We start from the raw sequence: 25,761 nt of genomic DNA, 5'->3' as shown, positions 1-25,761 counted from the left end.
TTTGATATGCTCAAGATCTATCATCAACTCGCTTACAATAATTTGCTGGCCAATCATCGCCTGCTCAGCGCGGCTGAAAACCTGCAGCCCGGAGAATTTGAGGCCAAAGGCACAAGCTTTTTCCCCTCAATCAGCAAAACACTCAATCATAACATCACTGTAGATTGGTATTATGTTGATGCATTAGAAGGCGGCACATTGGGTGCAAAAGCTTGGGACCCAGAAGAACCATTCGATGACGCTTTAACGCTAAAAGCGGAGCAGCGGGCCGTTGATCTACGCTTGATCCGTTTTTGCGAACAATTGACAGAAGATGCGCTGTCCAAACCCGTCAACCTGTTGCGATATGAAGAGCCTTTGGGCAATGTTTTGCCTCACCTTTTTCAACATCAAATTCATCATCGCGGGCAAGCTCATGCCATGTTTGCAGGCACTTCTGTTGTACCCCCACAATTGGATGAATTTATGTTTCGGGCCGATCGATCTGACCGAGCGAAAGACTTGGAAGAGCTTAGTTTAGAGGAAGCGGACTTGTTTAACTTTTGAACTTTGATCAAATTATCCATTCTTTGACCTGTTCAGTTTCTTTCGGTTGGCGCACTGCACCAGCGTTCGCATTTCGATGTTGGTAGATCGCATGAATTTGCACATCTATTGTCGACGTAGAATGCATTTGCCGCCAGCATTTGTTGCTAAAGTCTCAAAGTGAGCGGAACTTTATGTAAATCAATTGCCGATATGTTGATGTCTTGCACGAAGAAAATGTGGGCCGTTGTCAACATGTCGAACAACCTAAGAAAACAATTAAAGACTGGTATTCTTGTACTTATTTATCTGATTGGTTGTTCGTCCGTTATTTGGTTCCTGCCTGATGGCCTTTCGCGGTATTTTGTGACGATTGAAGCACACAGTGCAGCCAAACGTTGGCAAGTTCGGGTTTTGAGTCTCCTGGAGGATAGTGATAAAGCATTTGCGACCGCTACGCTTTCGGACGCGGAAAAGCTGGCGCTCGATCACTTTGCGATCTCCTCAGACGCGTTTCAGGTCACATTGTTCGACCAGAAGGGGATTGCATTTTACACATCGGGCCTCGTGCAAGCACCGGACATAACAGATTCACCATTTTTCTTGCACAAGGTGTCGCATGGCAAACCAGTTCAAACATATGAGTCTGTAACGGTTGCAGAAATCGAAAATTTTGACCTAGACCACCTTGGCGAAAACTACAGCTCTACCGAGAGCAGACTTATCATCACAGACTATATTCCGATTTTGCACGATGGAAAATTTAAAGGGGTTTTGGAAACGTTTCTAGATGTCACCGATCAAGTCAACGTAAACAAAATTCGCATTACATCTGCAGCCGTGATTGTGTTCGCACTCATTTCACTAACCATTTTGATTGCATGGCACGCCTCTCGCACTTATCAAGCGCGTGTTGCAGCCTTCAATTCGGCACAACGTGAAAAGGAAAGGTCCGTTCTTGAACGCGATCTTCTGCGCAGCAAGGAAGTACAGCTTTTGTCGCAGTTAAGTGAATGGATGCAGTCAAGTAAGTCTATGGCTGAACTATTTAGGATCACGACAACGATACTTGAACAATTGCTGCCCGAAAGCTCTGGCAGCATCTACATCTATTCAAACTCCCGCGATGTGCTTGAAGGGTCGTGCAGTTGGAATGGGGCCGAGCACAATACCGAAATTGCTCCAGATGATTGCTGGGGGTTGAGGCGCGGGAGAGCCTACACATATGGGTTAGACGACATCCATTTCAGTTGCTCACACAATCATTTTGACGATGACAGCGTCTATTTTTGCATTCCGATTATTGCCCATGGCGATACCATTGGTTTGTTGCACATCGATTTGCATCGCACCGCAAACAATGCAGCAAAGATTGCTGAGCTTTTTGAACTTGCCCAAACTTGTGCAGAGCAAATCAGCTTGGCGATCGCCAACGTAAGGCTGCGCGACGAACTTCTTAGCCAATCAATCAGAGACCCGCTTACAGGACTATACAATCGTCGCCATTTCTTTGATGTCGCGCGCAATCAAATTGCTGTTGCAGAGCGAAATAAAGAAACCTTTGCGCTGGCCTCATTTGATGTGGATCACTTCAAAAAGTTCAATGATAATCATGGCCACGATGCAGGCGATATGGTGCTCAGAGCAGTTGCAGAGGCATTGTTGTCGGAGTTTGAAGGCAACGATTATGCCTTCCGTGTCGGGGGGGAGGAGTTTTCCATTCTACTTGATGCCGTGACCGAGGAAGGGGCTCTAATGCGCATGGAAAAACTGCGCAAAATGATTGAAAACATCGCAGTGCGCTATGGTAGCAAGCAACTTCCTAGGATCACAATTTCTGCGGGAATTGCGATGTACCCAAGTGACGGAAACTTGCCCCAATCGCTGATGCGATCAGCTGACGATGCACTCTATAGCGCCAAATCGGCAGGCCGAAACCAAGTCGTAAAATGCTCGCAACTCAAAGACGACAAAATGTTTGATGAAGAAGATATTGGCACGCTTTTTGAGTCATCCCAAGTTTCATAGCGGTTCAGTAAAATTGGATGGGTCGATCTATCTCCTTGCAAATGGTGAACTGTGGATTTGCTCCAACATATAAATATCAAGGAGAGGACGACTGAATATATGATTGTTGTTCATCAAATCCCGACAGTGCAAGAATATTGCCAGATGCGCGCTGTCGCGGGTCTTTCGCCAAAATCAGAGGACGCCGCTGCCCGAGGGTTGCCGAACTCCTTATTTGGCGTATCCGTCCGAGATCCTCATGGAAATTTGCTCGCAATGGGTCGCTTGGTGGGTGACGGTGGATGCTTCGTGCAAGTCTGCGACATTGCTGTTCACCCGGACCATCAAGGCAAAGGACTTGGTCGTCGTGTCATGCAAGAACTGATGGACTATATCGACCAGAATCTACCTACTGGAGCTTTCATCAACCTTTTTGCGGATGGCACTGCCAATGAGCTTTATAAGAAGTTTGGCTTTCACGAAACGGCGCCTAAATCAGTCGGCATGGCCAAATACGCGCAGTAAAAAACCGACGAGCGAACCCGTCGGTTTCAGTGTTCCAACAAGCTTGGCACGACTAAAGTGGGGACGTGCGCCAAACTCTTAAGAGTTGGAATTCTTTTTAGCGCCCAAACGCTAGAATTGAGCTGTTTCAGTGGATTCAGCCATGGCAGTTGTGGAGCTATTGCCTTGGCTAACCGCCATTGAAACCGCGTCAAAGTAGCTCGTGCCAACTTCACGCTGGTGCCGTGTTGCAGAGAAGCCGCGGCTTTCTGCGCCAAATTCCGCCTGTTGCAGTTCTGAGTATGCGGCCATGCCACGCTCTTTGTATCGGCTTGCCAAATCAAAGGTCGTGTAGCTTAGATTATGGAAACCGGCCAAGGTGATGAATTGGTATTTATATCCCATCGCGCCCAATTCACCCTGGAATTTGGCCATTTGAGTTTCGTCCATATGCTTGGCCCAGTTAAATGACGGCGAACAGTTGTACGCCAGCATTTGGTCTGGGAATTCCTTCTTAACTGCCTCGGCGAAACGACGTGCATCATCCAAGTTTGGTGTTGAAGTTTCACACCAGATCAGATCGGCATAAGGTGCATAGGCAAGGCCACGTGCGATGGCTGCATCAAACCCGCCTTTCAGGCGGTAAAAGCCTTCTTCAGTGCGTTCGCCCGTAACAAATGGCGCATCATACTCATCAACATCTGAGGTGATCAAACGCGCAGCTTCAGCGTCGGTCCGTGCCATAATCAAGGTCGGTACGCCCAAAACATCGGCCGCCAAACGCGCCGCGTTCAATGTGCGAACGAATGTTTTTGTCGGCACCAAAACCTTGCCGCCCAAGTGGCCACATTTCTTTTCAGATGCAAGTTGATCTTCAAAGTGAACCGCCGCAGCGCCCGCTTCAATCATACCCTTCATCAATTCAAAAGCGTTCAATTGGCCACCAAAGCCGGCTTCCGCGTCAGCGATAATCGGCGCAAAGAAATCAAGGTCAGTCGTTTCTTCGCCTGAAAGCTTTTCCATGGTTTGAATTTGGTCTGCACGCTGCAACGCTTTGTTGATGCGTTTAACAACAGCTGGAACACTATCAGCTGGATATAGGCTTTGGTCCGGGTACATATTGCCAGAGTTGTTGGCGTCTGCCGCAACTTGCCAGCCAGAAAGGTAAATAGCCTTCAAGCCCGCTTTGATCTGTTGCACCGCTTGGTTGCCTGTAAAGGTGCCCAATGTTGGCACATAATCTTCAGTATGCAGCAGTTCCCAGAGCTTCTTCGCGCCATTTTCGGCCAAAGAGTATTTGATCGGCAAAGAACCTGCCAATTTGGCAACATCTTCGGGGGTGTATGTACGTGCAATATTGTCCCAGCGGTCAGGTGCCCACTCAGGGGTTGCGAATTGATTTTTGTTGCGGTCAAGCATGGCCATGATCCTATTTGAATTTTAATAAAGCTCCGCCGTCCCTTGGCGCGACCCGAAAAGATCGAACCAAGGAGCGTTGGAGGGTTAGAAGGGAAAGGGATTAAAGAGAGTAGATGGCGCTACTGCGCGAGGCTGCGTCGAAATGTTGCGGCAATCATAGGGTTGCCATCAAACATGTCTGTTGCGATTTCGTCGCCTTCGGCTAGCGAGAATTGGTGCTTGTCGACAGGACCCACAATCGCAAAGCCCAACTTATCAAGTCCTTTGGCTTTAAACTGGCGCATCGCGTCTGCAACGGTACGCGCAATAATGGTGATATATTCGTCTTGCGTGTTCTGCCGGTTATCGATTGTATGTGTCATGTTTTCCTCCGTCTCCCGGAACCGTTCCGAGAAGTGATGATGTAAAGATTTGACATTTGGCGTCGAATTGCAAGATAATTCGATAAATCAAGGTGTTAAGCTGTAAAGTTCAGTAAAGTACATCAATCGTTTTTGTAAAGTCTTGTAAAGTTTACAAGCGCAGCGGGAGGCCAATATGGAAAAGTCCGGCCCACAAATAGGTGGTAAAATCAGGCGCTTACGGCGGCAAAAGCATGTCAGCCAGGCGGATTTGGCCTCAGCTCTGGGCATTTCCGCGAGCTATTTGAACCTGCTTGAACACAATCGGCGCAACATCACCGTGCCCCTGCTTTTTAAACTCGCCGGACATTTTGGTATTGAACCGGGTGAGCTGGTGGAGAGTGACGAAGGCCAATTGGTCGGAGATTTGATGGAATTGTTCGGCGATGACATTTTTGCCGACGCCGACCTGACCAATCACGAGATTCGCGATCTGGCTTTTTCCAACCCATCGGCTTCACGCGCCATTTTGCGTCTGTTTGATAAATTCCAAGAAGTGCGTTCGGGCAATTCATCGGGTACAAGTGATAGGCATCAAGAGCCCTCAACCACCGGCTACCATATGGCCACGGAAGCAATTTCAGATTTCATACAAGAAAATGCCAACCATTTCCCGACCCTGGAAGCATCAGCCGAACGGGTGCGTCACGATGTTGACCATGCTTCTGACAATTTTGAAATGGGGTTGAAAACATATTTAGCAAATGTTTTTGGTCTTGAGTGCAAAATGGCATCATTGCCTGCGGGTATCGCCCAAAAGCTCGACGAAGCAACCAACAAACTTTTTATTTCAGATATTCTAAGTCCAGAATCTGCGCTTTTCTCCATGGCGCATCGCGCCGCGCTGCTCACAGCGGAACATGAAATAGAAGCCATCGTGGATCAGTCGAACTTGCCAGAAGGGGATGCCCCCATTTTGGCGAAGAATGTTCTGGCTTCCTACTTCGCTGCCGCTTTGGTCATGCCTTACGCGCCTTTTTTGGCGGCATGCCGAGACTACCGCTATGACGTTGAGCGCCTATCGCGACGCTTCAATGCCAGCTTTGAGCAAGTTTGCCACCGCATGACCACCTTGCAGCGCGCAGGCGCACAAGGCATTCCTTTACATTTGGTGCGCACAGATATTGCGGGCAATATATCAAAACGCTTTTCCTTGTCCGGCATTCATATTCCGCGCCATTCAGGCGCTTGCCCGCGCTGGAACATCTATTCAGCCTTTTTGCAGCCCGAAAAGATCAACATTCAAATCTCGCAAATGCCCGACGGCGAATCTTATTTCTGCATCGCAAAGTCTATTGCAAAAGGCGGCTATCGTCACAATGCGCCGCGCCGTCACCTTTCAATTGGTTTGGGGTGTCATATTTCGCATGCAAAAGAGATGATCTACTCCGAAGGGGTTGATTTAAAAAATCTTTCCCAAGTGGTGCCAATTGGTGTTGGCTGCCGTATTTGTCCGCGCCTTGAATGCGGTCAAAGGGCTCACCCGCCCGCAGACCATCGATTCCAAATTGATAGTGCGACAAAACCGGAAAATCTCTATGCTAAAATGAGCTAAGAAGCGCACACTATAAGGACATCGGCATGAGATACCTAAGACGGGCTTTGGCGTCGCTAATGTTGGTGAGCATGGCAATCGTTGGCACGGCAGGTGCCAGTAGCGATGATGCATGGGAAGAATTTCGTCAAACTTTGTTGGAAAAATGCAAAAAGGCAGCAAACGCAGGGGAGGATAGTTTGATCGAAATTGACCTGTTTGGTACCCAAAGTTACGGCGTTTCTATTGTTTACACAGCCAAGGGGCGACATGTTTGTGTGATGGACAAGCAGACCCTGCAAGTGGAACTCTCTGAACCATTCTAGTGCTTTAGTGCACCCCCAATTGCATCCATTCTTGTACTGGCATACAATCAGCACATAGCGTTGCGGCCACACATCTGGCACCGGGGTAGTTGTATATGTTTATGTTTGACCTAAAACCGCGAGAGTTGGCACCGGTACACCGCCGCCCAAAACGCTGGTTCGATCAGATTTTTCCAACGACAAATATAAATGCAATCGGCTCCAGCCTTGCAGCGATTGGGCGCAACGAACAAGCTCAGCGCGAGCAAAAAGACCCAGCATCTCTTGCGCGCCTTGGTTCATTGGAAGTGCGCTTGGCCCAAACCGCAAGCGAAGTGCGCCGCGCCCAACGTTTGCGCTACACCGTATTCTATGAGGAAATGTCTGCAAAACCAGATCCGCGCGCTTTCCGCACCAAGCGCGATGCAGACGAATTTGATCCCATTTGCGACCATATTATTGTGGTTGATCATGATGAAACCGAGGGAATTTCAGCGCGGCCCAAAATTGTAGGCACCTATCGTGCCTTGCGCGCCGAAGTCGCCAATGCATGCAATGGATTCTATTCTTCTGCAGAATTTGATTTCAAGTCCATGTTGGCCAAGAATTGGGAAAAGGGATTTTGCGAACTCGGCAGATCCTGTGTTTTGCCACCCTATCGTGATCGGCGGACAATGGAGGCCCTGTGGGCAGGGCTTTGGGCCTATGCGGTGCTTTATGATATTGACGTCTATTTTGGTGTCGCAAGCTTTGAGGGGACCGACCCAGAAGCCCATCTTGAGGCCCTAAGTCTCTTGCATCACACCGCGCATCCACCACAAAGTTGGGCCGTGCACGCCCGGTCTGATGTTGGCACGTCCATTGACTATTTAGACATAAATGCCCTCGACCAACGCGAAATTATTAAAGATCTACCACCCTTGATTAAAGGCTATTTGCGGGTTGGCGCCCATGTGGGCGATGGAGCATTTGTTGACCACCAATTCGGCACCACCGACGTGATGATCGTCACCTTGATTGACGATGTGCCCGAGCGATACAAACGCCATTTCATTCAAGCCACAGGCCTAGATCGCAAAAACTAGTTAGCACCCGCGCTTTATTGTTGGCACTGTGGACGGGTTGGCCTAGTCTTGACCTTCCGATATGCGGACTGATCTGGCTAAACAAACCATAATGAACGATAAAAACATCCAATACGCCCAACCAAATGATGAAATTCACCAACCCCCTATAAAGGGAGAGGTGCCTGAAGGCGCGCCCGATCTGCAAAATCCTGTCTCAAAAAAAACGGGCGGCGCTCAACCGACGCCAATGATGGCGCAGTTTTTTGAAATTCGTGCGGTGAATCCGGGCTATTTGCTTTTCTATCGAATGGGCGATTTTTATGAGTTGTTCTTTGACGATGCTGAAATTGCATCGCGGGCATTGGGTATTGCGCTGACCAAGCGGGGCAAGCATCTTGATCAAGATATTCCCATGTGCGGTGTGCCCGTGCATGCCGCCCAAGACTACCTAAAAAAATTGATCTCGCTCGGCCATCGTGTGGCGGTTTGCGAACAAATGGAAAATCCAGCGGAGGCAAAAAAGCGCGGCGCGAAATCTGTCGTAAAACGCGACGTTGTGCGGCTGGTCACAGCGGGAACGCTCACCGAGGATGATCTGCTGGATAGCGCGGCCAACAATTATTTGGCTAGCCTTGCCATGATCCAGCATGGCGATGCCGATTTTGCAATTTGCTACACGGATATTTCAACGGGCGAAATGTTCTTTTGTGATGTGAGCGCTGAGCAGCTGAGCGATGAGTTGGCGCGCATTGAGCCAACTGAGTTAATTGTTGCAGAGCAAACGCACCGCTTCATCATTCAAAACAATTTGTTGCCCATTGCCTTTTCGGGTCAACTGGCCGTGCAATCCGCTGATCTATTCAATTCCGAAGCAGCAACAGATGTGTTGCACAAAACTTTTGGCGAAGCCGCAGGCCCGCTTTTAGGGCAGTCTCGCATTGTACGCTCAGCATTAGCAGCGGCGATCAGCTATATAGATCAAACCCAAAAGGGCGCAAAAGTGCCCTTGCGCTTGCCCCAGCGTGCAGGTGAAAAACTCATGCAAATCGATGCGGCAACCCGCATGTCACTTGAGTTGTTGCGCACCAACCGGGGCGAAACCAAAGGCGCTTTACGTGCCACAATGGACAAATGCATCACCTCGGCAGGTTCACGCCTGCTGTCGGCGCGCCTCAGCGCTCCCTTGTGCGATCCGGCGGCCATTGTTGAGCGCCACAATATGGTGGGCGATTTCTTCGACAATAGTTTGGTCACGTCGCTCATTCGACAAAAACTAAAATCGACCCCGGACATTGTGCGCGGTCTTACGCGTTTGGCGCTTGGGCGCGGTGGACCCCGCGAAATGCTCGCCATTCATGCAGCCATTTCCGGCGCCGTTGAATTATCTCAAGAACTGATCGCGCTGGATCGACCAAGCGCTGGCAATCAGCAATTGATAGATGTGCTTTCAAATGCCCCCAAAGATTTAGCGGTGCAAATCGCAGAGCGGCTACAAGACGATGTGCCCATGTTGCCGCGCGACGGCGGATTTGTGCGTCAAGGGTTTGATCCTGAATTGGACGAATTCCGCAAGCTCGCCACTCAAAGCCGGCAAGTCATTGCAGCCCTTCAGGCTCGCTATGCCGATGAGACCGGCATTAAAGCGATCAAAGTAAAGCACAACAACGTCTTGGGATTCTTTGTTGAAGTGCCTGCAAGTCATGGCAATAAGCTCATGGTCGAACCGCTCAATCAGACCTTTATTCATCGGCAAACCCTGGCCAATGCAGTAAGATTCAATACGAGTGAACTATCTGAATTACAAGGTAAAATTACTCACGCAAGTGACGCTGCCTTAGCCATAGAACTCTCGATTTTTGAGCAGTTGCGCACGATTATCTTGGACCGCACTTCTGCGCTGCAAGAATTGGCCGACGCCTTGGCTGAACTTGATGTTTGTGTTGCCTTAGGCCAATTGGCGCTTGAGCAAAACTACTGTCGGCCTAAAATCGACAAAGGCAATGCTTTTGAAATCAAGGATGGTCGACACCCGGTCGTTGAAGTGATGCTGGCCAAAGGTGGCAAAACCTCGTTTGTGGCAAATGATTGCGACCTATCGCCAAAGGATGAGCAGGTAAATGGCGCGCTCTGGCTAATCACAGGTCCAAATATGGGTGGTAAGTCGACCTTCTTGCGCCAAAACGCCCTCATTGCCATCATGGCGCAAATGGGCTCCTTTGTGCCCGCAAGCGCTGCCCATATTGGGGTAATAGATCGGGTGTTTTCTCGGGTTGGTGCAGCCGATGATATCGCTCATGGCCGCTCAACCTTCATGGTCGAAATGGTCGAAACCGCTGCTATTCTGAATCGCGCCACGGCTTCTTCTCTGGTGGTTTTGGACGAAATTGGGCGCGGCACCGCCACATTTGATGGGCTTTCCATTGCTTGGGCCGCTGTTGAAGCTTTGCATGAAAACACAGGTTGTCGGGCTCTGTTCGCCACCCATTACCACGAATTGACCGCCCTTTCGGATCGTTTGGATCGTGTGTCAAACCACACCATGAAAGTGCGTGAATGGGAAGGCGATGTGGTCTTTTTGCATGAGGTGGCAAATGGCACTGCTGATCGCTCTTATGGTATTCAAGTGGCAAAATTGGCCGGCCTGCCCACCCATGTGGTTGAACGGGCGCAAGAAGTGCTTGATATTTTAGAAAAGCGGGAGACAAATGACGTGGCATCGGGCGTGGCGCAATTGCCCCTATTTGCTCAGCGTCGCCCCGAACCGAAACCAAAAACTGACAATTTGCTGCAAAACCGTATCAACCAAATCAATCCAGATGAATTGACGCCGCGCATGGCGATCGATTTACTCTATGAACTCAAAAAGCTTAGCCAAAAACATGCCGAACGCTAGTCGCCCAAATTTGCAGTTTACACTTGCTAAAGCTGATGTCGTCATCAGCGAAATCTTGCTTGAAATTGGTGACGAAAACCCAACCGGGTCTAAAGCAAGGGCTGTTGTGCTCAAAAAGGCAAAAGAGATTTTAGCTACTGCCCATCGCGAAGCAGAAGCGGATCTGATTGCAAATGGGCGCGGCCGCGCTTGTGCAAAAAACCTCAATAAAGCCCAAGACGAATTGATCAAAATGGCGTTCCGCTTCGCTTCGGAATATGTCTATCCCGTGACCAACCGGTCAGACGCGGAAGCCCTGTCGATTTCTGCGGTAGGGGGCTATGGCCGGGGCACCTTGGCACCAGGTTCTGACATCGATCTATTGTTTATCCTGCCCTATAAGCAAACCCCCTGGGGCGAAAGCGTCACAGAATATGTGCTCTATTTGCTTTGGGATTTGGGCCAAAAAGTGGGCCATGCCGTACGCTCAATCGATGAGTGCTTGCGCATGGCAAAAGCGGATATGACCGTGCGCACCGCAACGCTGGAAGCGCGCCACATAACGGGCGACAAAGATTTGTTTGTTGAGTTGCAAAACCGTTTCGCCGAAGAAATCATGGCGGATAGTGGTCCTGAGTTTATTGCGGCAAAAATGGCAGAGCGCGATGAGCGGCATGAGAAAATCGGCAATACCCGCTTTGTAGTTGAACCAAATATCAAAGAAGGCAAGGGTGGCCTTCGCGATCTCAACACGCTGTTTTGGATCGCTAAATATTTCTACCGCGTCAAAAAAAGCGCCGAATTGATCAAACGTGGCGTATTCTCCAAAACCGAATACCGCCGTTTCCGCCGCTCTGAAGACTTTTTGTGGGCCATTCGCTGTCACTTGCATTTTCTTACCGGCCGAGCCGAAGAAAAGCTCAGCTTTGAGCTGCAGCAAGAACTGGCAAATCGCCTTAATGTTACGGGCCGCGCCGGGCTGAAACCCGTCGAGCGCTTAATGAAGCGTTATTTTGCGGTGGCAAAAGACGTCGGCGACCTCACACGGATTTTTTGTACTTCACTTGAGTTTAATCACGCCAAAGACGTCGACATGCTGGGGCGCATGCGCAAAACCCTATCCCGGCGCCGCAAAATTAAAGGCGAAACCGACTTTGTGATCGACCGGGGTCGCCTGAATATTGTTGATGATGATGTTTTTGCCAACAACCCAATTAATCTCATCAAGATCTTTTACATCGCGGGTCAGGAAGGCATTTTATTCCACCCCGACAGTCTGAAGCAGATTAACCGTTCCCGCAAATTGATCGACAAAGAGCTGCGAACAGATCCTGAAGCGAACCGCTATTTTCTTGAAATCCTCACCCACGCACCTTCTGTTGAGCGCATTTTGCGCCGCATGAATGAGGCAGAGGTCTTGGGGCGTTTCGTGCCCGAGTTCGGCCGTATCGTGGCGTTGATGCAATTCAACATGTATCATCATTATACAGTGGATGAGCACCTGATCCGTGCCGTGGGCGTCATGGCCGAGATTGTGCAGGGTGGCCTAAAAGACGAGTTGCCCCTAACCCATGAATTACTGCCTCATTTGGCGGATGTTAAACTGCTGTTTGTGGCGCTATTCTTGCACGATATCGCCAAAGGCCGACCAGAAGACCATTCTATTGCCGGGGCAAAAGTGGCCCGTCGCCTTTGTCCGCGTTTTGGCCTAACGGAAGCTGAAACCGATACGGTCGCCTGGCTCATCGAGCAGCATTTGGTGATGAGCGAAATTTCCCAAAGCCGAGATGTGCAAGACCCAGAAACCGCCTTAAATTTTGCCCAAATCGCTCAAAGTCCAGCAAGATTGAGCCTATTGCTGGTGCTTACCGCTTGCGATATTCGCGCGGTTGGCCCCGGTGTATGGACCGGGTGGAAGGGCTCTTTGTTGCGCGCGCTCTATTATGCCACCGAGCCAATTTTGTCCGGCGGGCACTCTCAGATTAGCCAAGCGGATCGCACCTTGGCCGCCAAAGAGCGTTTGGCCCAAGCCTTGCGGGACTGGCCAAAAGCCCAAGCGGACGAATATTTGGATCTACATTATCCAGCCTATTGGATTCGCTCAGAATTCCAGTTGCAAATTGATCACGCTCATATGATCCGCAAAGCCAATCAACTCGGCCAGCCATTTGCTGGTTGTGTGGGGATCAACAGTTTTGAAGCGGTCACCGAAATTTCGATCTATACCCCAGATCACCCGCGCTTGCTTTCAATGATTGCGGGGGCTTGTACATTGTCCAATGCGGACATTATGGGTGCTCAGATCACCCTAATGCGGGACGGTAAAGCCCTAGATACCTTACGCTTGAAGCGCAGCTTCACCTCGGATGAAGATGAGCGCATTCGCGCGCTCAAAATCATTGAAATGGTGCAAAAGCTTTTAAGCGGCGAAAAACGCTTGCCAGACGAATTGGGCGCCGGGTCCAAACTCAACAAGCGGTTAAAGCCGTTCAAAGTCCCAACAGATGTGATTATTTCCAACTCGCTTTCTCGCAAATTCACCGTGATCGAAGTGTCTGGTTTGGATGGCTCGGGCCTGTTGCACGATTTGACCAAAACCATTGCCGATCTCAATTTAACCATTGGGTCCGCGCACATTGGTACATTTGGTGAGCGCGCGATTGATGTTTTCTATGTCACCGACCTTACAGGCATGAAGGTTGTCGATGAACGGCGTCAGAAAAAGATCAAAGAGGCGCTGATTGAAACCTTTGAGCAAAAAAATGGCACAAAACCAGCCAAGAAAAAAAGCCAAGAGTTAAGCGCGTGAGCCTGATAAAGAACTTTGCAAGCGTTGGCGGGGCAACTCTATTGTCGCGCCTGCTTGGTTTTGCGCGCGATATTATGATGGCGGGTATACTTGGCGCTGGCCCGGTGGCCGATGCATTTGTCGCCGCCTTTCGCCTACCCAATATGTTTCGGCGGATTTTGGCCGAAGGTGTGTTCAATACCGCGTTCATTCCCCTTTTTGCCAAAGCCTTGGAACAAAAGGGCGAAGAAGAAGCCAGACGCTTTTCTGCCAATATCGTTTCGTCGCTCATATATATCTTGCTGGCGCTGACCTTGCTGGCAGAGATTTTTATGCCACAACTCATATTGGTGCTGACCACAGGGTTTGCGGATGATCAGCAAAAGTTTGACTTAACGGTTTTGCTGGCGCGCATTTGTTTCCCCTATTTGGCCTGCATGTCGCTGATGGCTGCCTATGGTGCTATTTTGAACGGGTTGCGCAAATTTTTCCTCGCCGCTCTGGCCCCAACCCTACTCAATGTGGTGTTGGTTACGATGCTCGGGTATTTGGTGTTTGTGGTCCATGACACGCGTTTCGCAGCCATTGTGATTTCTTGTGGCGTTCTGGTGGGCGGGATAGCACAAATCGGCTTGGTTGCTTGGGCCCTCAAACAAACGGGGTTCTTCCCCGGATTAACTGTGCCAAAAATCGACAATGACCTCAAAAAGTTCTGGGCCCTTGCCATCCCCGCCATCCTGACGGGCGGGGTCACCCAAATCAACATTTTGGTGGGCACCAATATTGCGTCCTCTCAAGATAGCGCCATCGCCTATCTTTATTACGCTGATCGACTTTATCAATTGCCATTGGGGATGATTGGCATCGCCATTGGCATTGTTTTGTTGCCCGAATTGTCCCGCCTGTTGAAGTCAGGTGAGCAACAAAAAGCGGCCAATGTGCAATCAAAAAGCCTGTTTTTTGGGTTGATGCTGACCTTGCCAGCCGCGGTGGGATTGTATGTGATCGCCAACCCATTGCTTGTTACTTTGTTCCAACGTGGCGCTTTTGATGGACAAGCCGCCAACCAAAGCGCACAGGCCTTGCAGGTTTTTGCGCTGGGGCTCCCTGCTTTTGTTTTGGTCAAAGTGTTTCAACCCAGCTATTTCGCGCGCGAAGATACCAGAACCCCGGCCATATTTGCCGCCGTTTCGGTAGTGCTCAATATTGGCTTCTCCCTTCTCTTATTTCCTCGTTTAGGCCATGTGGGGATCGCCTGGGCCACCACCATTTCCGGTTGGGCCAATGTCATTATGCTCATTATGACGCTGGCCTTTTGGCGCGAACTCATGCTGCCACTATCAGCGCTGGGTCGCACGTTTTCCCTAATGGCGATCAGCGCAATTATGGGCGCTATCTTGTACTTTGCGGCTGACTTTTTAAGCCCGCAATTTGTCGTTGAACAATTCCCATTGTGGTGGCGGGCATCGGCTCTTTCGGTTTTGGTTTTTGTCGGTGCAGGCAGCTATTTTTTTCTTTTGCACCTCTTTGGCATTCAGCGCCTCAACCGATGGCGTGATTTCCTTAAATCATAAACTGTCATTTTGGCATCGCACTTGACTGTTTACAATTTTGCCTTTGATCGTTTAGGTAATCCCTTCAATTTATCTTCCATTTGAAAAGCTTGGGTCCAAACCATGACTGAATTCCAAAACCGCCTCTTTTCTGGCGTACAACCAACCGGTGATCTTCACTTGGGCAATTATCTTGGCGCCGTTCGTCGATTTGGCCCGCTGCAAGAGCAATTTGACTGCATTTTCTGCGTCGTTGATATGCATGCGATTACCGTCTGGCAGGACCCAAAAGTGCTTCGCCAAAAAACCCGCGAAGTTGCGGCTTCCTACATTGCCACCGGCGTTGATCCAAAGCGCTCGATTATTTTCAACCAAAGTCAGGTGATGCAGCACGCGGAATTGGCATGGGTGTTCAATTGTGTGGCGCGTATCGGCTGGATGAACCGCATGACGCAGTTCAAAGACAAGGCGGGAAAAAACCGTGAGAACGCGTCTTTGGGTCTTTATGCTTATCCAAGTTTGATGGCCGCAGACATTTTGCTTTATCGCGGCACTCATGTGCCCGTGGGCGACGATCAAAAACAACACCTTGAACTTACTCGTGATATCGCGGGCAAGTTCAATAATGATTTCAAAAGTGAGATCGTTGAAGAAGGTTTTGAAGATGGTCAATTCTTCCCCATTACCGAACCACTGATTTCTGGCCCGGCCATGCGGATTATGTCTTTGCGTGATGGCACAAAGAAAATGTCAAAGTCTGACCCCTCTGAAATGGCGTGTATCGCTTTGATGGATGATGCGGACATGATCGCCAAAAAGCTTCGCAAAGCCAAGACTGACCCAGAGCCCCTGCCGTCAGAAATTGAAGGCCTTGAAGGGCGTCCAGAAGCACGCAATTTGGTGGAAATTTACGCCGCTTTGTCTAATCAAACCAGCGAGCAAGTGTTGCAAGAATTTGGTGGCCAAGGCTTTGGCGCGTTCAAACCTGCGTTGGCAGATTTGGCGGTTGAGCACCTTAGCCCCATCTCTTCAGAGATCAGCCGCATGTTGGCTGAACCGGATGAAATTGATTCTATTTTGCGCAATGGTGCAGAACGGGCAGGCGAAATTGCCGAGGAAACCATGAAGCACGTACGCCAGATCGTTGGTTTCCTAAGCTAAACACACACAAAAAACGGCAGCCCTTTTTCCATCTTGGCAAATGGGGCTGCAAATGGCAGCATGCGCGCTATGGAAAATGCGGCACGAATGGATCGACCCAAATATAACCGCAAATTTTTGGCGGTATTGGATGGCACTGACGAATGCGCGGTGGCGGTCACTTTTGCGGCCTGTCGAATGCGGCGCACCGGCGGGATCGTCAAGCTGTTGGTGGTCATTGAACCTGATCAGTTCCAACACTGGATTGGCGTTGAAAACGTAATGCGCGCAGAGGCCTTCGAAGAAGCTAATCGTTGGCTCGATGTTGCTGAAGCACAAATCAAGGCATTGGGCGATATTCCGGTTGAGCGCGAAATTCGTGAAGGGCCGAAAGCGGACGAGTTGGAAGCGGCCATCGCAGAAGACAAAGACATTTCGATTCTTGTGCTTGCCTCGTCAAAATCTACAGACGGACCCGGGCCATTGGTCAGCTCAATCGCGGCGCGTGGGGCCAATGCCTTGCCCATTCCTGTTGCCATTGTACCCGGCTTCTTGACCGACGAGCAAATTGAAGAATTGGCCTAACCCTATTTGCGATAGAACAAATTGTTTGCCCAAATGCAGCCTGCTCACGGGGAAACTACTTGCCTTTGCCCGCAAAAATACTATTTTACAATCATTCTAAAGAAGATTTTGCCCGCAATTGGGCATATGAGCTCGGAGATCCAAGACCATGTTTATTCAAACAGAGGCGACACCAAACCCGCAAACCCTCAAGTTTTTGCCGGGCCGAGACGTTTTGCCGGGCGATCCAATGGACTTTCGAACTCCAGAAGCAGCTCAGGCCTCACCGTTGGCAACCGCGCTTTTCACCATTGACGGTGTGACTGGGGTTTTCATGGGCGGCGATTTCATCGCAGTTACAAAAGACGATAGCGACTGGTCGCACATCAAACCCGCCATTTTGGGCTCGATCATGGAACATTTCATGTCCGGTCAGCCTTTGTTGGTTGATGGTGCACAAGACGCCAAAGCGGACGCAAGCGAAGATGAGTTCTTTGAAGAAGCTGACCAAGAAATGGTTGAAGTGATTAAAGAATTGCTCGACACGCGCGTGCGCCCAGCCGTAGCAATGGATGGCGGCGACATTATCTTTAAAGGCTTTAAACAGGGCACTGTTTATTTACACATGCAAGGCGCATGTTCAGGCTGTCCTTCTTCCACCGCGACACTTAAAAATGGCATCGAAAATCTGCTGCGCCATTTTGTCCCTGGTGTTGAGGACGTGCAACAAATCTAGTGCGCACGATTGGTCGCTAAATGACAAAATACCCCATCACATTGGCCATTGATACGGCACAGGCCTGCTGCCAGTGCGCGCTTATTGATGCCGATGGCACGAGCTATTCAATGTCCGAAGCACGCGCCCGTGGACACGCTGAGCATTTGATGGACCAAATTGATGCGCTATTGGACAACTCCCAGCGCGAATATGATGACTTGGAACGGATCGTTGTGGCCTCTGGCCCGGGATCCTTCACCGGATTGCGCGTTGGATTGGCGGCTGCGCGTGGATTGGCGGTGGCGCTCGATATCCCGTGTCTTGGCATCCCAACCTTGTTGGCGCTTTCTCTTAGCGGGCGCGAAAATAGCCCGTTGAGTGTGTTGATTGACGCGCGGCGCGACCAGCATTATCGCCAAGATTTCTCAGCGCCCGGCAAACCTATTAGCGAACCAAAAGCATTTGAAAACATCAATGCGCTAGATGGCTTTACTGCGCAGAGTCGGGTTCTAGGTTCTGGTGCTGAATGGGCAGCGAGTGAATGTGGGGCTCACAATGTTGAATTGGCCCGCGACCCAGACATGCGCACTTTCCTCAATGTGGTCAAAATGGCCGAATTTGGCCAATTGGCGGACCCTAACCACTTCCCGCCAGAACCTTGTTACCTGCGCGCAGCAGACGCAAAACCACAATCTGCCAAACAAATTGCCCGCCGATGAAAGTATGGATGGCCCCGGCAGGATTGCACATTGAACCCGCTCAACCCGGTGATGAAAAAGACCTAGCAAAACTGCACGCTGAAGGCTTTTTTCGCGGCTGGACCGTGGCCGATTTTCAATCCTATGTGCGCGACACACAAACCCCCATTTATGTGGCCTGCGATGCAAAGCATAGGATTGCAGGCTTTGCCATGCTGCGCATAACTGGGGACGAATGCGAATTGATGACCATCGTGGTCAGCAAAAAGTTTAAGGGCAAACGCCTTTCAACTGCGCTCATGCAAGCCATGATCGAGGATTTGATGATGAGTCCAGTTACCAAGATGTTTTTGGAGGTGGATGAGGACAATCAACCCGCCCGCAAACTTTACCAGCGTTTCGGATTTAGCCAAATTGGCGAACGACGTGGTTACTATCCCCGACCTGATGGCAAAACCGCAACCGCACTTGTCATGAAAGCTGATCTCGGATAATCCAAACGCAAGATAAACGCACTGCATCAAAGAGGTTGAGCCATGGGCGAAACAGGCGATAACACAAACCTTGAACAACAGTGCGAAACTTCTGGCATGCGTATGACAGAACAACGTCGGATCATTGCGCGCGTGCTTGAAGGCGCAACCGACCATCCAGATGTTGAAGAGCTTTATCGCCGCGCTTCAGATATTGACCCTAAAATCTCGCTTTCAACTGTTTATCGTACGGTCAATCTGTTTGAAGAAGCTGGCCTTGTCGCCAAGCATGATTTCAAAGACGGCCGAGCACGGTTTGAACAAATCCCCGACGAACATCATGATCATTTGATTGATGTACGCACCGGCAAAGTTATTGAATTTCGCAATGAAGAGATCGAAGCCATCCAAGAGCTGATCGCCCGCAAACTGGGCTTCAAGCTGGTTGACCATCGGCTCGAGCTTTATGGTGTGCCCCTTGAGGACAAAAAGGGTGAGGGTGAGCCAAGCGAATGATTTGGCGTATCATCTTCTTTGTTGGCGTCACCATTCCCTTGTTGCTGGTGCTGATCTCATGCCAATCCATCGTGTTGGCGCTCAAACTTAAAAACTGGAATTTTGTACCAAAGCTGGCCCACAAGCTGGTGTGCTTTAACCTTGGGGTTAAGGTGGTGCAAATCGGTACGCCCGCTAGCGATAAACCCACATTACTGGTTTCCAATCACATCTCTTGGCTTGATATCCCCGCAATCGGCTCCATTGTGCCGATTTCATTTGTGGCAAAAGCTGAAGTGGGGCGTTGGCCCATCGTTGGCTTCTTGGCCAATTTGCAGAAAACCATCTATGTGGACCGCCAAAAAAAGTCAGACACCGGCCGTGTCGCCAACGAAATGGGCGAACGTATGTCTGATGGCCGCGCGGTTGTTTTGTTCGCTGAAGGCACCTCAGACGTCGGGCTGCACGTTTTACCGTTCCGCTCGGCGCTGGTTGGGGGCACTCAAGCGGCCATGAAAAATGATCACGTCAATGAGATGTATATCCAGCCCATGGTGATCGCCTATACCCACCTAAACGGCTTGCCCATTTCCGCTGCAGAACGATCAAAAATCGCTTGGATTGGCGATATGGGCATTGAAGACAATATTGGCGATATTTTGAGCGTAGGCACCAAAACCACCACGATAATGTTTGGTGAGCCGATATTAATTTCCCCAAAAGATGATCGCAAACTGATCACCAAAAGGGCTGAAGAAAAAGTGCGTGAGATGCTGGTGGCGATCAATCGGCAAATGCCATTGCCCCCCGCGCATCTTGGCTAGCCCAACAAGTCCTTTGCCTCGCACCGCTGTTTGGTGTAACAAGTCGCCTCAATCAAGAATTTACCCTAAAAGGTCTCGTTTAGCCCCATGAAAAAGCTATTCATCAAAACTTATGGCTGCCAGATGAATGTTTATGACAGCGATCGCATGGCTGATGCGCTGGCGCCCTCTGGTTATGAGGCGACAACGGACATCGATCAGGCTGACCTTGTTGTTCTAAACACCTGCCACATTCGCGAAAAAGCAGCGGAAAAAGTTTATTCCGAGCTGGGCCGCTTGCGCATTATGCGCCAGAAAAAAGAGCAAAACGGCGGCAAAATGATGATCGGCATCGCCGGCTGTGTTGCCCAGGCCGAAGGCGAAGAAATTGTGCGCCGCGCGCCTGTGGTGGATTTGGTGTTTGGTCCTCAGTCCTACCATCGGTTGCCCGAATTGGTGGAACAAGCCCATACCAAAAAGGTCGTGGAAACCGACTTTCCGGCTGAAGACAAATTTGAGCATTTGCCCCAAGCAAAGCGCGAAACAACCATTGCGCGTGGTCTCACCTCCTTTCTTACGGTGCAAGAGGGTTGCGACAAGTTCTGCTCATTCTGCGTGGTTCCCTACACTCGTGGTGCCGAAGTATCGCGCCCAATAAACCAAGTTGTTGCAGAAGCACAAAACTTGGTGGATGCAGGCGTAAAAGAGATCACCCTTCTGGGTCAAAACGTTAATGCCTATCACGGACTGGACGCCAATGGCGAAAGCGCCGGGTTGGCACATCTGCTCTATAAATTATCCGACATTAAAGGCCTTGATCGCCTGCGTTACACAACCTCGCACCCCCGTGATATGGATGAGACGCTGATCAACGCGCACCGCGATCTTGATACATTGATGCCTTATTTGCATCTGCCTGTTCAGGCCGGTTCTGACAAAATCTTGAAGTCGATGAACCGTCAGCACACTGTTGATGACTATATGAAATTGCTTCAACGTATTCGCGCCGCGCGCCCTGATATCGCTTTGTCGGGTGACTTTATTGTCGGCTTCCCCGGTGAAACCGATGAAGATTTTGAAGGCACCATGCAATTGGTGCGCGATGTCGAATATGCCCAAGCCTATTCGTTCAAATATTCAATCCGACCCGGCACCCCGGGCGCGAATATGGATGACCAGGTCCCCGAAGAGGTGAAGTCTGAACGTTTACAGCGCTTGCAAGAGCTATTGAACCATCAGCAAACCGAGTTCAACAAGTCCCGCATCGGTACCACCATGCAGGTTCTTTTTGAAAAAACCGGCCGCGACCCTGGTCAAATCGTTGGGCGTTCCCCATATCTGCAACCAGTGCAGGTGGACGCAGATCCGTCCCATATCGGCACAATTGGTGATGTTTTTATCGATTCGGTAGGCAAATTTTCACTTTTTGGTAAGATCGTCACAAAAAGTTAAAGGTTTTGCCGCAAATTCAGGGCATACTGAAATGGCACTGAGTCGAAATCATAAAGGAGCTATTGTTTGACAAAATCATGGTCACCCGAAGGCCATAAATCGGACACAACAGATTTGGAAATGGCGTTTGAAGACAACCGTCTAGCGTCTCAACTTTATGGCGAGTTTGACCAAAATCTGGCTCTGATCGAACAAAAGCTCGGCGTTCGCGCCAACACCCGCGGCAATCATGTCATGTTATCCGGCAGCGCGGTTAGCGTTGATCAAGCGCGCCGCACCCTTGAATCTCTTTACGCGCAACTAGAAGACGGTCAAGATATCTCTATTGGAGATGTCGATGGCGTTATTCGCATGATCATCACAGAAGATAGCCAGCTGACTTTGCCCACCTTTGAGAAAAAAGGCCGGGTCCGCATGGCACAAATTGCGACCCGCAAATCAACCATTGTAGCGCGTTCTCCTGCCCAAGACGGCTATATTCGCGCCATGGACCGCACCGAACTGGTATTCGGCGTTGGCCCGGCAGGTACAGGTAAAACGTATCTTGCGGTGGCATATGCGGCAACTTTGCTTGAGCGTGGTGATATCTCGCGCATTATCTTGTCACGCCCAGCGGTTGAGGCGGGCGAGCATTTGGGCTTTTTGCCCGGTGACATGAAAGATAAGGTCGATCCATACCTGCGCCCGCTATATGATGCGCTTTATGATATGATGCAGCCTGAAATTGTTGATCGCTGCATTGAAAACCACACGATTGAAGTGGCGCCTTTAGCCTTTATGCGGGGGCGCACATTGTCTAACGCCCTTGTAATTTTGGACGAAGCGCAAAACACCACAACCCAGCAAATGAAGATGTTTTTGACCCGTTTGGGTGAAAACTCGAAAATGATCATCACCGGTGACCCCTCGCAAGTGGATTTGCCACGTGGCGTCCGAAGCGGCTTGGTTGAAGCCTTGGACTTTTTGGCTGGTGTACAAGGCATTCATGTGACCCGCTTCACCGATAAAGATGTGGTGCGCCATGAATTGGTTGCCCGGATTATTCGCGCCTATGATAAAGCTGAAAAAAAGGCCATAGCCGCATCCAAATAGGGTGTGCTTTGGTATAAGCCATTGTCTGATTTTCAAATTGAAATTGATGTGCTGGTCCAAGACGACATGTGGTCGCCGGACTTGGAAGATGTAATTTTGCGCGCTGTCGCGGCTGCCATTGATCATCTTCAAATCGTGCCAACCGGCCCGACAGAATTATCGGTTTTATTGACTAATGACGCCCATCAACATGAACTAAATGCCCAGTGGCGGGAAAAACAATCCACCACCAATGTGCTTTCTTTCCCACAGATTGAACCTTTTGCGCCGGTGTGCGGCCTTATTGGCGACATATCCTTGGCCTATGAAACCGTTGCAAAAGAGGCGCAGCTAGAGGGTAAAAGCTTTTCGGATCACGTCTCACACCTTTGTGTGCATGGATTTTTGCACATTTTAGGTTATGATCATCTCACCAGCGAAGACGCTGAAAAAATGGAACAATTGGAGCGCGATATACTTAGCGCTCTTGAAATCGGCGATCCATATGCCGAAATGGCGCTAGAACATTGAACTTTCCTAAGGGGTAAAACCGGCCATTGGCCGCAACGCAATGAACGACAAAGACCAACCCATCGCCGCGGCGCAACGGCCGCATCGTCAAAATGACGACAGTGCGAACACAAAAAACCCAAATACCGATGACAAGCAATCCTCTGATCGCAAGCTATCTTTTTGGGGTAAAATCCGAGCAAAATTGGCTTTTCGCGCCCCAACCCTGCGCCAAGATTTGCAAGAGGCGCTGGAAGATTCCACCGCAAATGGCTTTGACGCCGCTTTTTCGGATGGTGAGCGGGCACTCATTCAAAACGTCTTAAACCTTTCCCAAATTCGCGTTGAAGACGTCATGGTCAATCGCGCTGATATTGAAGCGACCGAGGTTGATGACAGCGTTGCTGTTTTGATTGCACGCTTTCGTGAGGCTGGGCACTCTCGTTTGCCCGTGTACGACGATACGCTCGACAATATTGTGGGTATGGTCCACATCAAAGATTTGCTGCTGAGCCTATCAGAACCTCAAGAAACAAAAGACAAAAAGGCGCATCCCGAAAAACTGAAAACAGGCACATTGCGCGCAAAACTCGCCAACGCCGCGCTTGTGCGCGAAGTTCTTTATGTGCCCCCTGCAATGCCGGTTGGCAATCTATTGCAATCCATGCAAGCGACCCGCATCCACATGGCGATTGTTGTGGACGAATATGGCGGCACTGACGGTTTGGTGACCATTGAAGATCTGATTGAAGAAGTTGTAGGCGACATCGAAGACGAACACGATGAAGCCGAAGATATTCAAATCAGCCAGATCGATGAGAACACCTTCGTGGTAGATGCACGCTGTGAGCTTGATGATTTGTCTGTGGCTCTAGGGCCAGATTTTGTGCCTGGCGAACATGCCGAAGATGTGGATACTTTGGGCGGTCTAGTCACCTCTATGCTTGATCGCGTACCGGTGCGTGGCGAAGTTATTTCAAAACTACGCGATTTCGAATTTGAGATTATTCAAGCCGATCCACGTCGGGTCAAAACCATCAAAGTGACCCGTCGCAAGAGAAACTTGCGCCAACGGCCACGCAAACTCAAAATTGAAAGCAGCACACAAGCCGACGGCACAAAAACCGCCGCCGAATAAGTGCGATTTTGCCGCTTTGGTCAACTTGGCCTTGACGAAACCGCCTTCAAGCGTGAGCAATGTAGCGAACTGATTTGGTAGATAGGTAGCCCCGTTTCATGCTGGATAATTTCGCACAATGGTGCTTGTTGGCGCACGGCTGGCAGCGTTTAGCTGTTGCATTTCTTGCTGGGGCTTTTGCAGCTTTGTCGATGCCGCCGCTGTTTATTTTCCCAGCCCTTTTTGTCGCCTACCCCATTTTGGTGTGGTTGCTCGATGGGGTGGAAACACAATTGAGCGTGCGGCAAAAGCTATTTGGCCCCGCCTTTCGCATCGGCTGGGCCTTTGGCTTTGGTTATTTCACGCTCTCTTTGCACTGGATGGCGGGCGCGTTCTTTGTGGAACCAGATCTGTTTTTATGGGCCTTACCGCTAGGGCTTTTCGGCTTGCCTGCCGTTCTGGCCATCTTTTGGGGATTTGGCACCGCCGCGGCGCATCTGATGTGGTCTGATTATGGCCAACGGATCTTCGCCCTCGCGGCCATTTTGTCCCTAACAGAATTTTTGCGTGGTCACCTCTTCACAGGATTTCCCTGGAACTTGCCCGGATATGCCCTAAGCATTTTAGATCAAACCATGCAATTTGGCTCAGTGGTCGGCATTTATGGTCTCAGCCTTCTGGTGATGATTGTGGCCATGGCCCCCGCCACCATTTGGCCCCATCTGGATCAATCAAAAATGGCACGGTTTGCGCCAACGCTTGGCGGACTTGCTCTTTTGGCTTTGCTCTTTGGTTTTGGACATTACCAGCTTGGCGCCAATCCCACCCTTTATCGAGATGACGTGCGTTTGCGCTTGGTGCAGCCCAATATCGCCCAAGTGGAAAAATGGAAGCCGGAAAACGCGCAGCCGATTTTTGAAACGCTTTTGTCCCTTTCCGCCGAACGCAGCACCCCAAATGATCCCGGTTTGATTGCCGCCACGCACCTTATCTGGCCCGAATCGGTTTTCCCATTTTTGGTGTCTGAGCGGCCGGATGCCTTGGCGCGCATTGCGCGGCTATTGCCAAATGGCACAAAATTGATCGCCGGGGCGGCCCGCAAGAACGTCGATCTGACCGGTCTTGGGCAAACACAAGAGGGGATCCTAAACTCCATTCTCGCGTTTAGCGATCAAGGCGAAATCAATGCCACATACGATAAATACCGCTTGGTCCCTTTTGGGGAGTATGTGCCGTTCAAACCCCTTTTGTCCCTCATGGGCATCAAGGAAATGGTGTCCGCGTCTGACAGTTTTGTGCATGGAGAGAAGCCAAATCAGGCGCTAAGGCCGTTGGGCACGCCAGCGTTCTTGCCCCTGATTTGTTATGAAGTTATTTTTTCAGGTGGGATGGGTAGTGCCATTGATCAAGCAGACTGGATCTTAAATCTCACCAATGATGCATGGTTTCAAGGCACCATTGGTCCCGCTCAGCATTTTGAACATGCCCGCATGCGCGCGTTAGAAGAAGGTTTGCCCTTGGTCCGCGTCGCCAACACTGGGCGCACGGCCATTGTGGATGCCTTCGGGCGGATCACCGCATCGTTGCCAATGGATGAAGCGCTTGTCTTGAACGCAAATTTGCCGCAAAGGCTTGAGAAAACATTGTTTTCGCAATATCGTCACATCATATTTTATTTGATTATTGGCGCTATATTGATTTCCACCTTTTTAAGGAATAGATGGCGTCGCAATTGGGAGAATTAA

Annotated in this window: 23 protein-coding genes; 21 read left to right on the top strand and 2 right to left on the bottom strand. The window is 50.1% G+C overall.

Features of this window, described 5'->3' with window-relative positions; translation table 11 throughout:
• Positions 1-6 precede the first annotated feature (6 nt).
• The 3 genes from O4H47_RS07580 (at position 7) to O4H47_RS07570 (ending at position 3,057) form a co-directional block, all read left to right on the top strand.
• Positions 7-546: a DinB family protein gene (locus O4H47_RS07580; protein ID WP_269393350.1), complete on the top strand. Its 540-nt coding sequence runs from the start codon at positions 7-9 to the stop codon at positions 544-546.
• A gap of 393 nt (positions 547-939) precedes the next feature.
• The gene (locus O4H47_RS07575) at positions 940-2,553 is read left to right on the top strand and encodes a diguanylate cyclase (RefSeq protein ID WP_269393349.1); all 1,614 of its coding nucleotides are present in this window, start codon (positions 940-942) and stop codon (positions 2,551-2,553) included.
• 99 nt (positions 2,554-2,652) lie between these two features.
• Positions 2,653-3,057, top strand: a complete 405-nt coding sequence (locus O4H47_RS07570) for a GNAT family N-acetyltransferase (protein ID WP_269393348.1) — start codon at positions 2,653-2,655, stop codon at positions 3,055-3,057.
• 111 nt (positions 3,058-3,168) lie between these two features.
• Here O4H47_RS07570 and aceA read toward each other — a convergent pair whose 3' ends face one another.
• Positions 3,169-4,461, bottom strand: a complete 1,293-nt coding sequence (gene aceA / locus O4H47_RS07565) for an isocitrate lyase (protein WP_419719603.1) — start codon at positions 4,459-4,461, stop codon at positions 3,169-3,171.
• Between the two features lie 113 nt (positions 4,462-4,574).
• Positions 4,575-4,817 carry a hypothetical protein gene (locus tag O4H47_RS07560; protein ID WP_269393346.1) on the bottom strand — a complete coding sequence of 81 codons (243 nt, stop codon included), beginning with the start codon at positions 4,815-4,817 and terminating at the stop codon, positions 4,575-4,577.
• A 175-nt stretch (positions 4,818-4,992) separates the two neighbouring features.
• On the opposite strand from O4H47_RS07560, the gene O4H47_RS07555 reads away from it, so the two are divergent.
• The 18 genes from O4H47_RS07555 to lnt all read left to right on the top strand — a co-directional run bounded on the left by O4H47_RS07555 (position 4,993) and on the right by lnt (position 25,761).
• The gene (locus O4H47_RS07555; RefSeq protein WP_269393345.1) at positions 4,993-6,411 is read left to right on the top strand and encodes a helix-turn-helix domain-containing protein; all 1,419 of its coding nucleotides are present in this window, start codon (positions 4,993-4,995) and stop codon (positions 6,409-6,411) included.
• Positions 6,412-6,437: 26 nt separating this feature from the next.
• Entirely contained in the window at positions 6,438-6,716 is a 279-nt protein-coding gene (locus tag O4H47_RS07550) for a hypothetical protein (RefSeq protein ID WP_269393344.1), read from the top strand.
• Between the two features lie 95 nt (positions 6,717-6,811).
• Positions 6,812-7,780: a GNAT family N-acetyltransferase gene (locus O4H47_RS07545; protein WP_269393343.1), complete on the top strand. Its 969-nt coding sequence runs from the start codon at positions 6,812-6,814 to the stop codon at positions 7,778-7,780.
• 91 nt (positions 7,781-7,871) lie between these two features.
• On the top strand, positions 7,872-10,655 hold the full coding sequence (mutS, locus tag O4H47_RS07540; protein WP_269393342.1) for a DNA mismatch repair protein MutS: 2,784 nt from the start codon (positions 7,872-7,874) through the stop codon (positions 10,653-10,655).
• Positions 10,615-13,443, top strand: coding sequence for a [protein-PII] uridylyltransferase (locus O4H47_RS07535; RefSeq protein WP_269393341.1), 2,829 nt, complete (start codon positions 10,615-10,617; stop codon positions 13,441-13,443). The genes mutS and O4H47_RS07535 overlap by 41 nt, the downstream gene beginning before the upstream one ends.
• Positions 13,440-14,996 carry a murein biosynthesis integral membrane protein MurJ gene (gene murJ, locus O4H47_RS07530; RefSeq protein ID WP_269393340.1) on the top strand — a complete coding sequence of 519 codons (1,557 nt, stop codon included), beginning with the start codon at positions 13,440-13,442 and terminating at the stop codon, positions 14,994-14,996. Before O4H47_RS07535 ends, murJ begins: the two co-directional genes overlap by 4 nt.
• Positions 14,997-15,098: 102 nt before the next feature.
• Entirely contained in the window at positions 15,099-16,136 is a 1,038-nt protein-coding gene (gene trpS / locus O4H47_RS07525; RefSeq protein WP_269393339.1) for a tryptophan--tRNA ligase, read from the top strand.
• 87 nt (positions 16,137-16,223) lie between these two features.
• Positions 16,224-16,700 carry a universal stress protein gene (locus O4H47_RS07520; protein ID WP_269393338.1) on the top strand — a complete coding sequence of 159 codons (477 nt, stop codon included), beginning with the start codon at positions 16,224-16,226 and terminating at the stop codon, positions 16,698-16,700.
• Between the two features lie 148 nt (positions 16,701-16,848).
• Complete coding sequence (locus O4H47_RS07515; RefSeq protein WP_269393337.1) at positions 16,849-17,415, top strand: NifU family protein; 567 nt, start codon at positions 16,849-16,851, stop codon at positions 17,413-17,415.
• A 20-nt stretch (positions 17,416-17,435) separates the two neighbouring features.
• Complete coding sequence (gene tsaB, locus O4H47_RS07510) at positions 17,436-18,116, top strand: tRNA (adenosine(37)-N6)-threonylcarbamoyltransferase complex dimerization subunit type 1 TsaB (RefSeq protein ID WP_269393336.1); 681 nt, start codon at positions 17,436-17,438, stop codon at positions 18,114-18,116.
• 8 nt (positions 18,117-18,124) lie between these two features.
• On the top strand, positions 18,125-18,589 hold the full coding sequence (gene rimI / locus O4H47_RS07505; protein WP_269393335.1) for a ribosomal protein S18-alanine N-acetyltransferase: 465 nt from the start codon (positions 18,125-18,127) through the stop codon (positions 18,587-18,589).
• A gap of 42 nt (positions 18,590-18,631) precedes the next feature.
• Positions 18,632-19,084: a Fur family transcriptional regulator gene (locus tag O4H47_RS07500; RefSeq protein ID WP_269393334.1), complete on the top strand. Its 453-nt coding sequence runs from the start codon at positions 18,632-18,634 to the stop codon at positions 19,082-19,084.
• On the top strand, positions 19,081-19,887 hold the full coding sequence (locus O4H47_RS07495; protein WP_269393333.1) for a lysophospholipid acyltransferase family protein: 807 nt from the start codon (positions 19,081-19,083) through the stop codon (positions 19,885-19,887). The genes O4H47_RS07500 and O4H47_RS07495 overlap by 4 nt, the downstream gene beginning before the upstream one ends.
• Before the next feature lie 87 nt (positions 19,888-19,974).
• Entirely contained in the window at positions 19,975-21,318 is a 1,344-nt protein-coding gene (gene miaB / locus O4H47_RS07490; protein ID WP_269393332.1) for a tRNA (N6-isopentenyl adenosine(37)-C2)-methylthiotransferase MiaB, read from the top strand.
• Between the two features lie 120 nt (positions 21,319-21,438).
• The gene (locus O4H47_RS07485; RefSeq protein ID WP_269393618.1) at positions 21,439-22,410 is read left to right on the top strand and encodes a PhoH family protein; all 972 of its coding nucleotides are present in this window, start codon (positions 21,439-21,441) and stop codon (positions 22,408-22,410) included.
• A gap of 21 nt (positions 22,411-22,431) precedes the next feature.
• The gene (gene ybeY, locus O4H47_RS07480) at positions 22,432-22,920 is read left to right on the top strand and encodes an rRNA maturation RNase YbeY (protein WP_269393331.1); all 489 of its coding nucleotides are present in this window, start codon (positions 22,432-22,434) and stop codon (positions 22,918-22,920) included.
• 40 nt (positions 22,921-22,960) lie between these two features.
• A complete protein-coding gene (locus O4H47_RS07475; RefSeq protein WP_269393330.1) occupies positions 22,961-24,037 on the top strand; it encodes a hemolysin family protein in 1,077 nt (358 codons plus the stop codon).
• A 98-nt stretch (positions 24,038-24,135) separates the two neighbouring features.
• Entirely contained in the window at positions 24,136-25,761 is a 1,626-nt protein-coding gene (lnt, locus tag O4H47_RS07470; RefSeq protein ID WP_269393329.1) for an apolipoprotein N-acyltransferase, read from the top strand.

This window comes from Maritalea porphyrae, assembly GCF_027213965.1.
In the GTDB taxonomy this organism is placed as follows: domain Bacteria; phylum Pseudomonadota; class Alphaproteobacteria; order Rhizobiales; family Devosiaceae; genus Maritalea; species Maritalea porphyrae_A.
This window is presented reverse-complemented; position numbering and strand designations above follow the sequence as displayed.

Excerpts from the sequence above, each read along its gene's own strand:
- O4H47_RS07580 (WP_269393350.1), top strand. The coding sequence starts at position 7 with ATGCTCAAGATCTATCATCAACTCGCTTACAATAATTTGCTGGCCAAT.
- O4H47_RS07570 (WP_269393348.1), top strand. The coding sequence starts at position 2,653 with ATGATTGTTGTTCATCAAATCCCGACAGTGCAAGAATATTGCCAGATG.
- aceA (WP_419719603.1), bottom strand. The coding sequence starts at position 4,461 with ATGGCCATGCTTGACCGCAACAAAAATCAATTCGCAACCCCTGAGTGG.
- O4H47_RS07560 (WP_269393346.1), bottom strand. The coding sequence starts at position 4,817 with ATGACACATACAATCGATAACCGGCAGAACACGCAAGACGAATATATC.
- O4H47_RS07555 (WP_269393345.1), top strand. The coding sequence starts at position 4,993 with ATGGAAAAGTCCGGCCCACAAATAGGTGGTAAAATCAGGCGCTTACGG.
- O4H47_RS07550 (WP_269393344.1), top strand. The coding sequence starts at position 6,438 with ATGAGATACCTAAGACGGGCTTTGGCGTCGCTAATGTTGGTGAGCATG.
- O4H47_RS07545 (WP_269393343.1), top strand. The coding sequence starts at position 6,812 with ATGTTTATGTTTGACCTAAAACCGCGAGAGTTGGCACCGGTACACCGC.
- mutS (WP_269393342.1), top strand. The coding sequence starts at position 7,872 with ATGAACGATAAAAACATCCAATACGCCCAACCAAATGATGAAATTCAC.
- O4H47_RS07535 (WP_269393341.1), top strand. The coding sequence starts at position 10,615 with ATGAACTCAAAAAGCTTAGCCAAAAACATGCCGAACGCTAGTCGCCCA.
- trpS (WP_269393339.1), top strand. The coding sequence starts at position 15,099 with ATGACTGAATTCCAAAACCGCCTCTTTTCTGGCGTACAACCAACCGGT.
- O4H47_RS07520 (WP_269393338.1), top strand. The coding sequence starts at position 16,224 with ATGGATCGACCCAAATATAACCGCAAATTTTTGGCGGTATTGGATGGC.
- O4H47_RS07515 (WP_269393337.1), top strand. The coding sequence starts at position 16,849 with ATGTTTATTCAAACAGAGGCGACACCAAACCCGCAAACCCTCAAGTTT.
- tsaB (WP_269393336.1), top strand. The coding sequence starts at position 17,436 with ATGACAAAATACCCCATCACATTGGCCATTGATACGGCACAGGCCTGC.
- rimI (WP_269393335.1), top strand. The coding sequence starts at position 18,125 with ATGGCCCCGGCAGGATTGCACATTGAACCCGCTCAACCCGGTGATGAA.
- O4H47_RS07500 (WP_269393334.1), top strand. The coding sequence starts at position 18,632 with ATGGGCGAAACAGGCGATAACACAAACCTTGAACAACAGTGCGAAACT.
- O4H47_RS07495 (WP_269393333.1), top strand. The coding sequence starts at position 19,081 with ATGATTTGGCGTATCATCTTCTTTGTTGGCGTCACCATTCCCTTGTTG.
- miaB (WP_269393332.1), top strand. The coding sequence starts at position 19,975 with ATGAAAAAGCTATTCATCAAAACTTATGGCTGCCAGATGAATGTTTAT.
- O4H47_RS07485 (WP_269393618.1), top strand. The coding sequence starts at position 21,439 with ATGGCGTTTGAAGACAACCGTCTAGCGTCTCAACTTTATGGCGAGTTT.
- O4H47_RS07475 (WP_269393330.1), top strand. The coding sequence starts at position 22,961 with ATGAACGACAAAGACCAACCCATCGCCGCGGCGCAACGGCCGCATCGT.
- lnt (WP_269393329.1), top strand. The coding sequence starts at position 24,136 with ATGCTGGATAATTTCGCACAATGGTGCTTGTTGGCGCACGGCTGGCAG.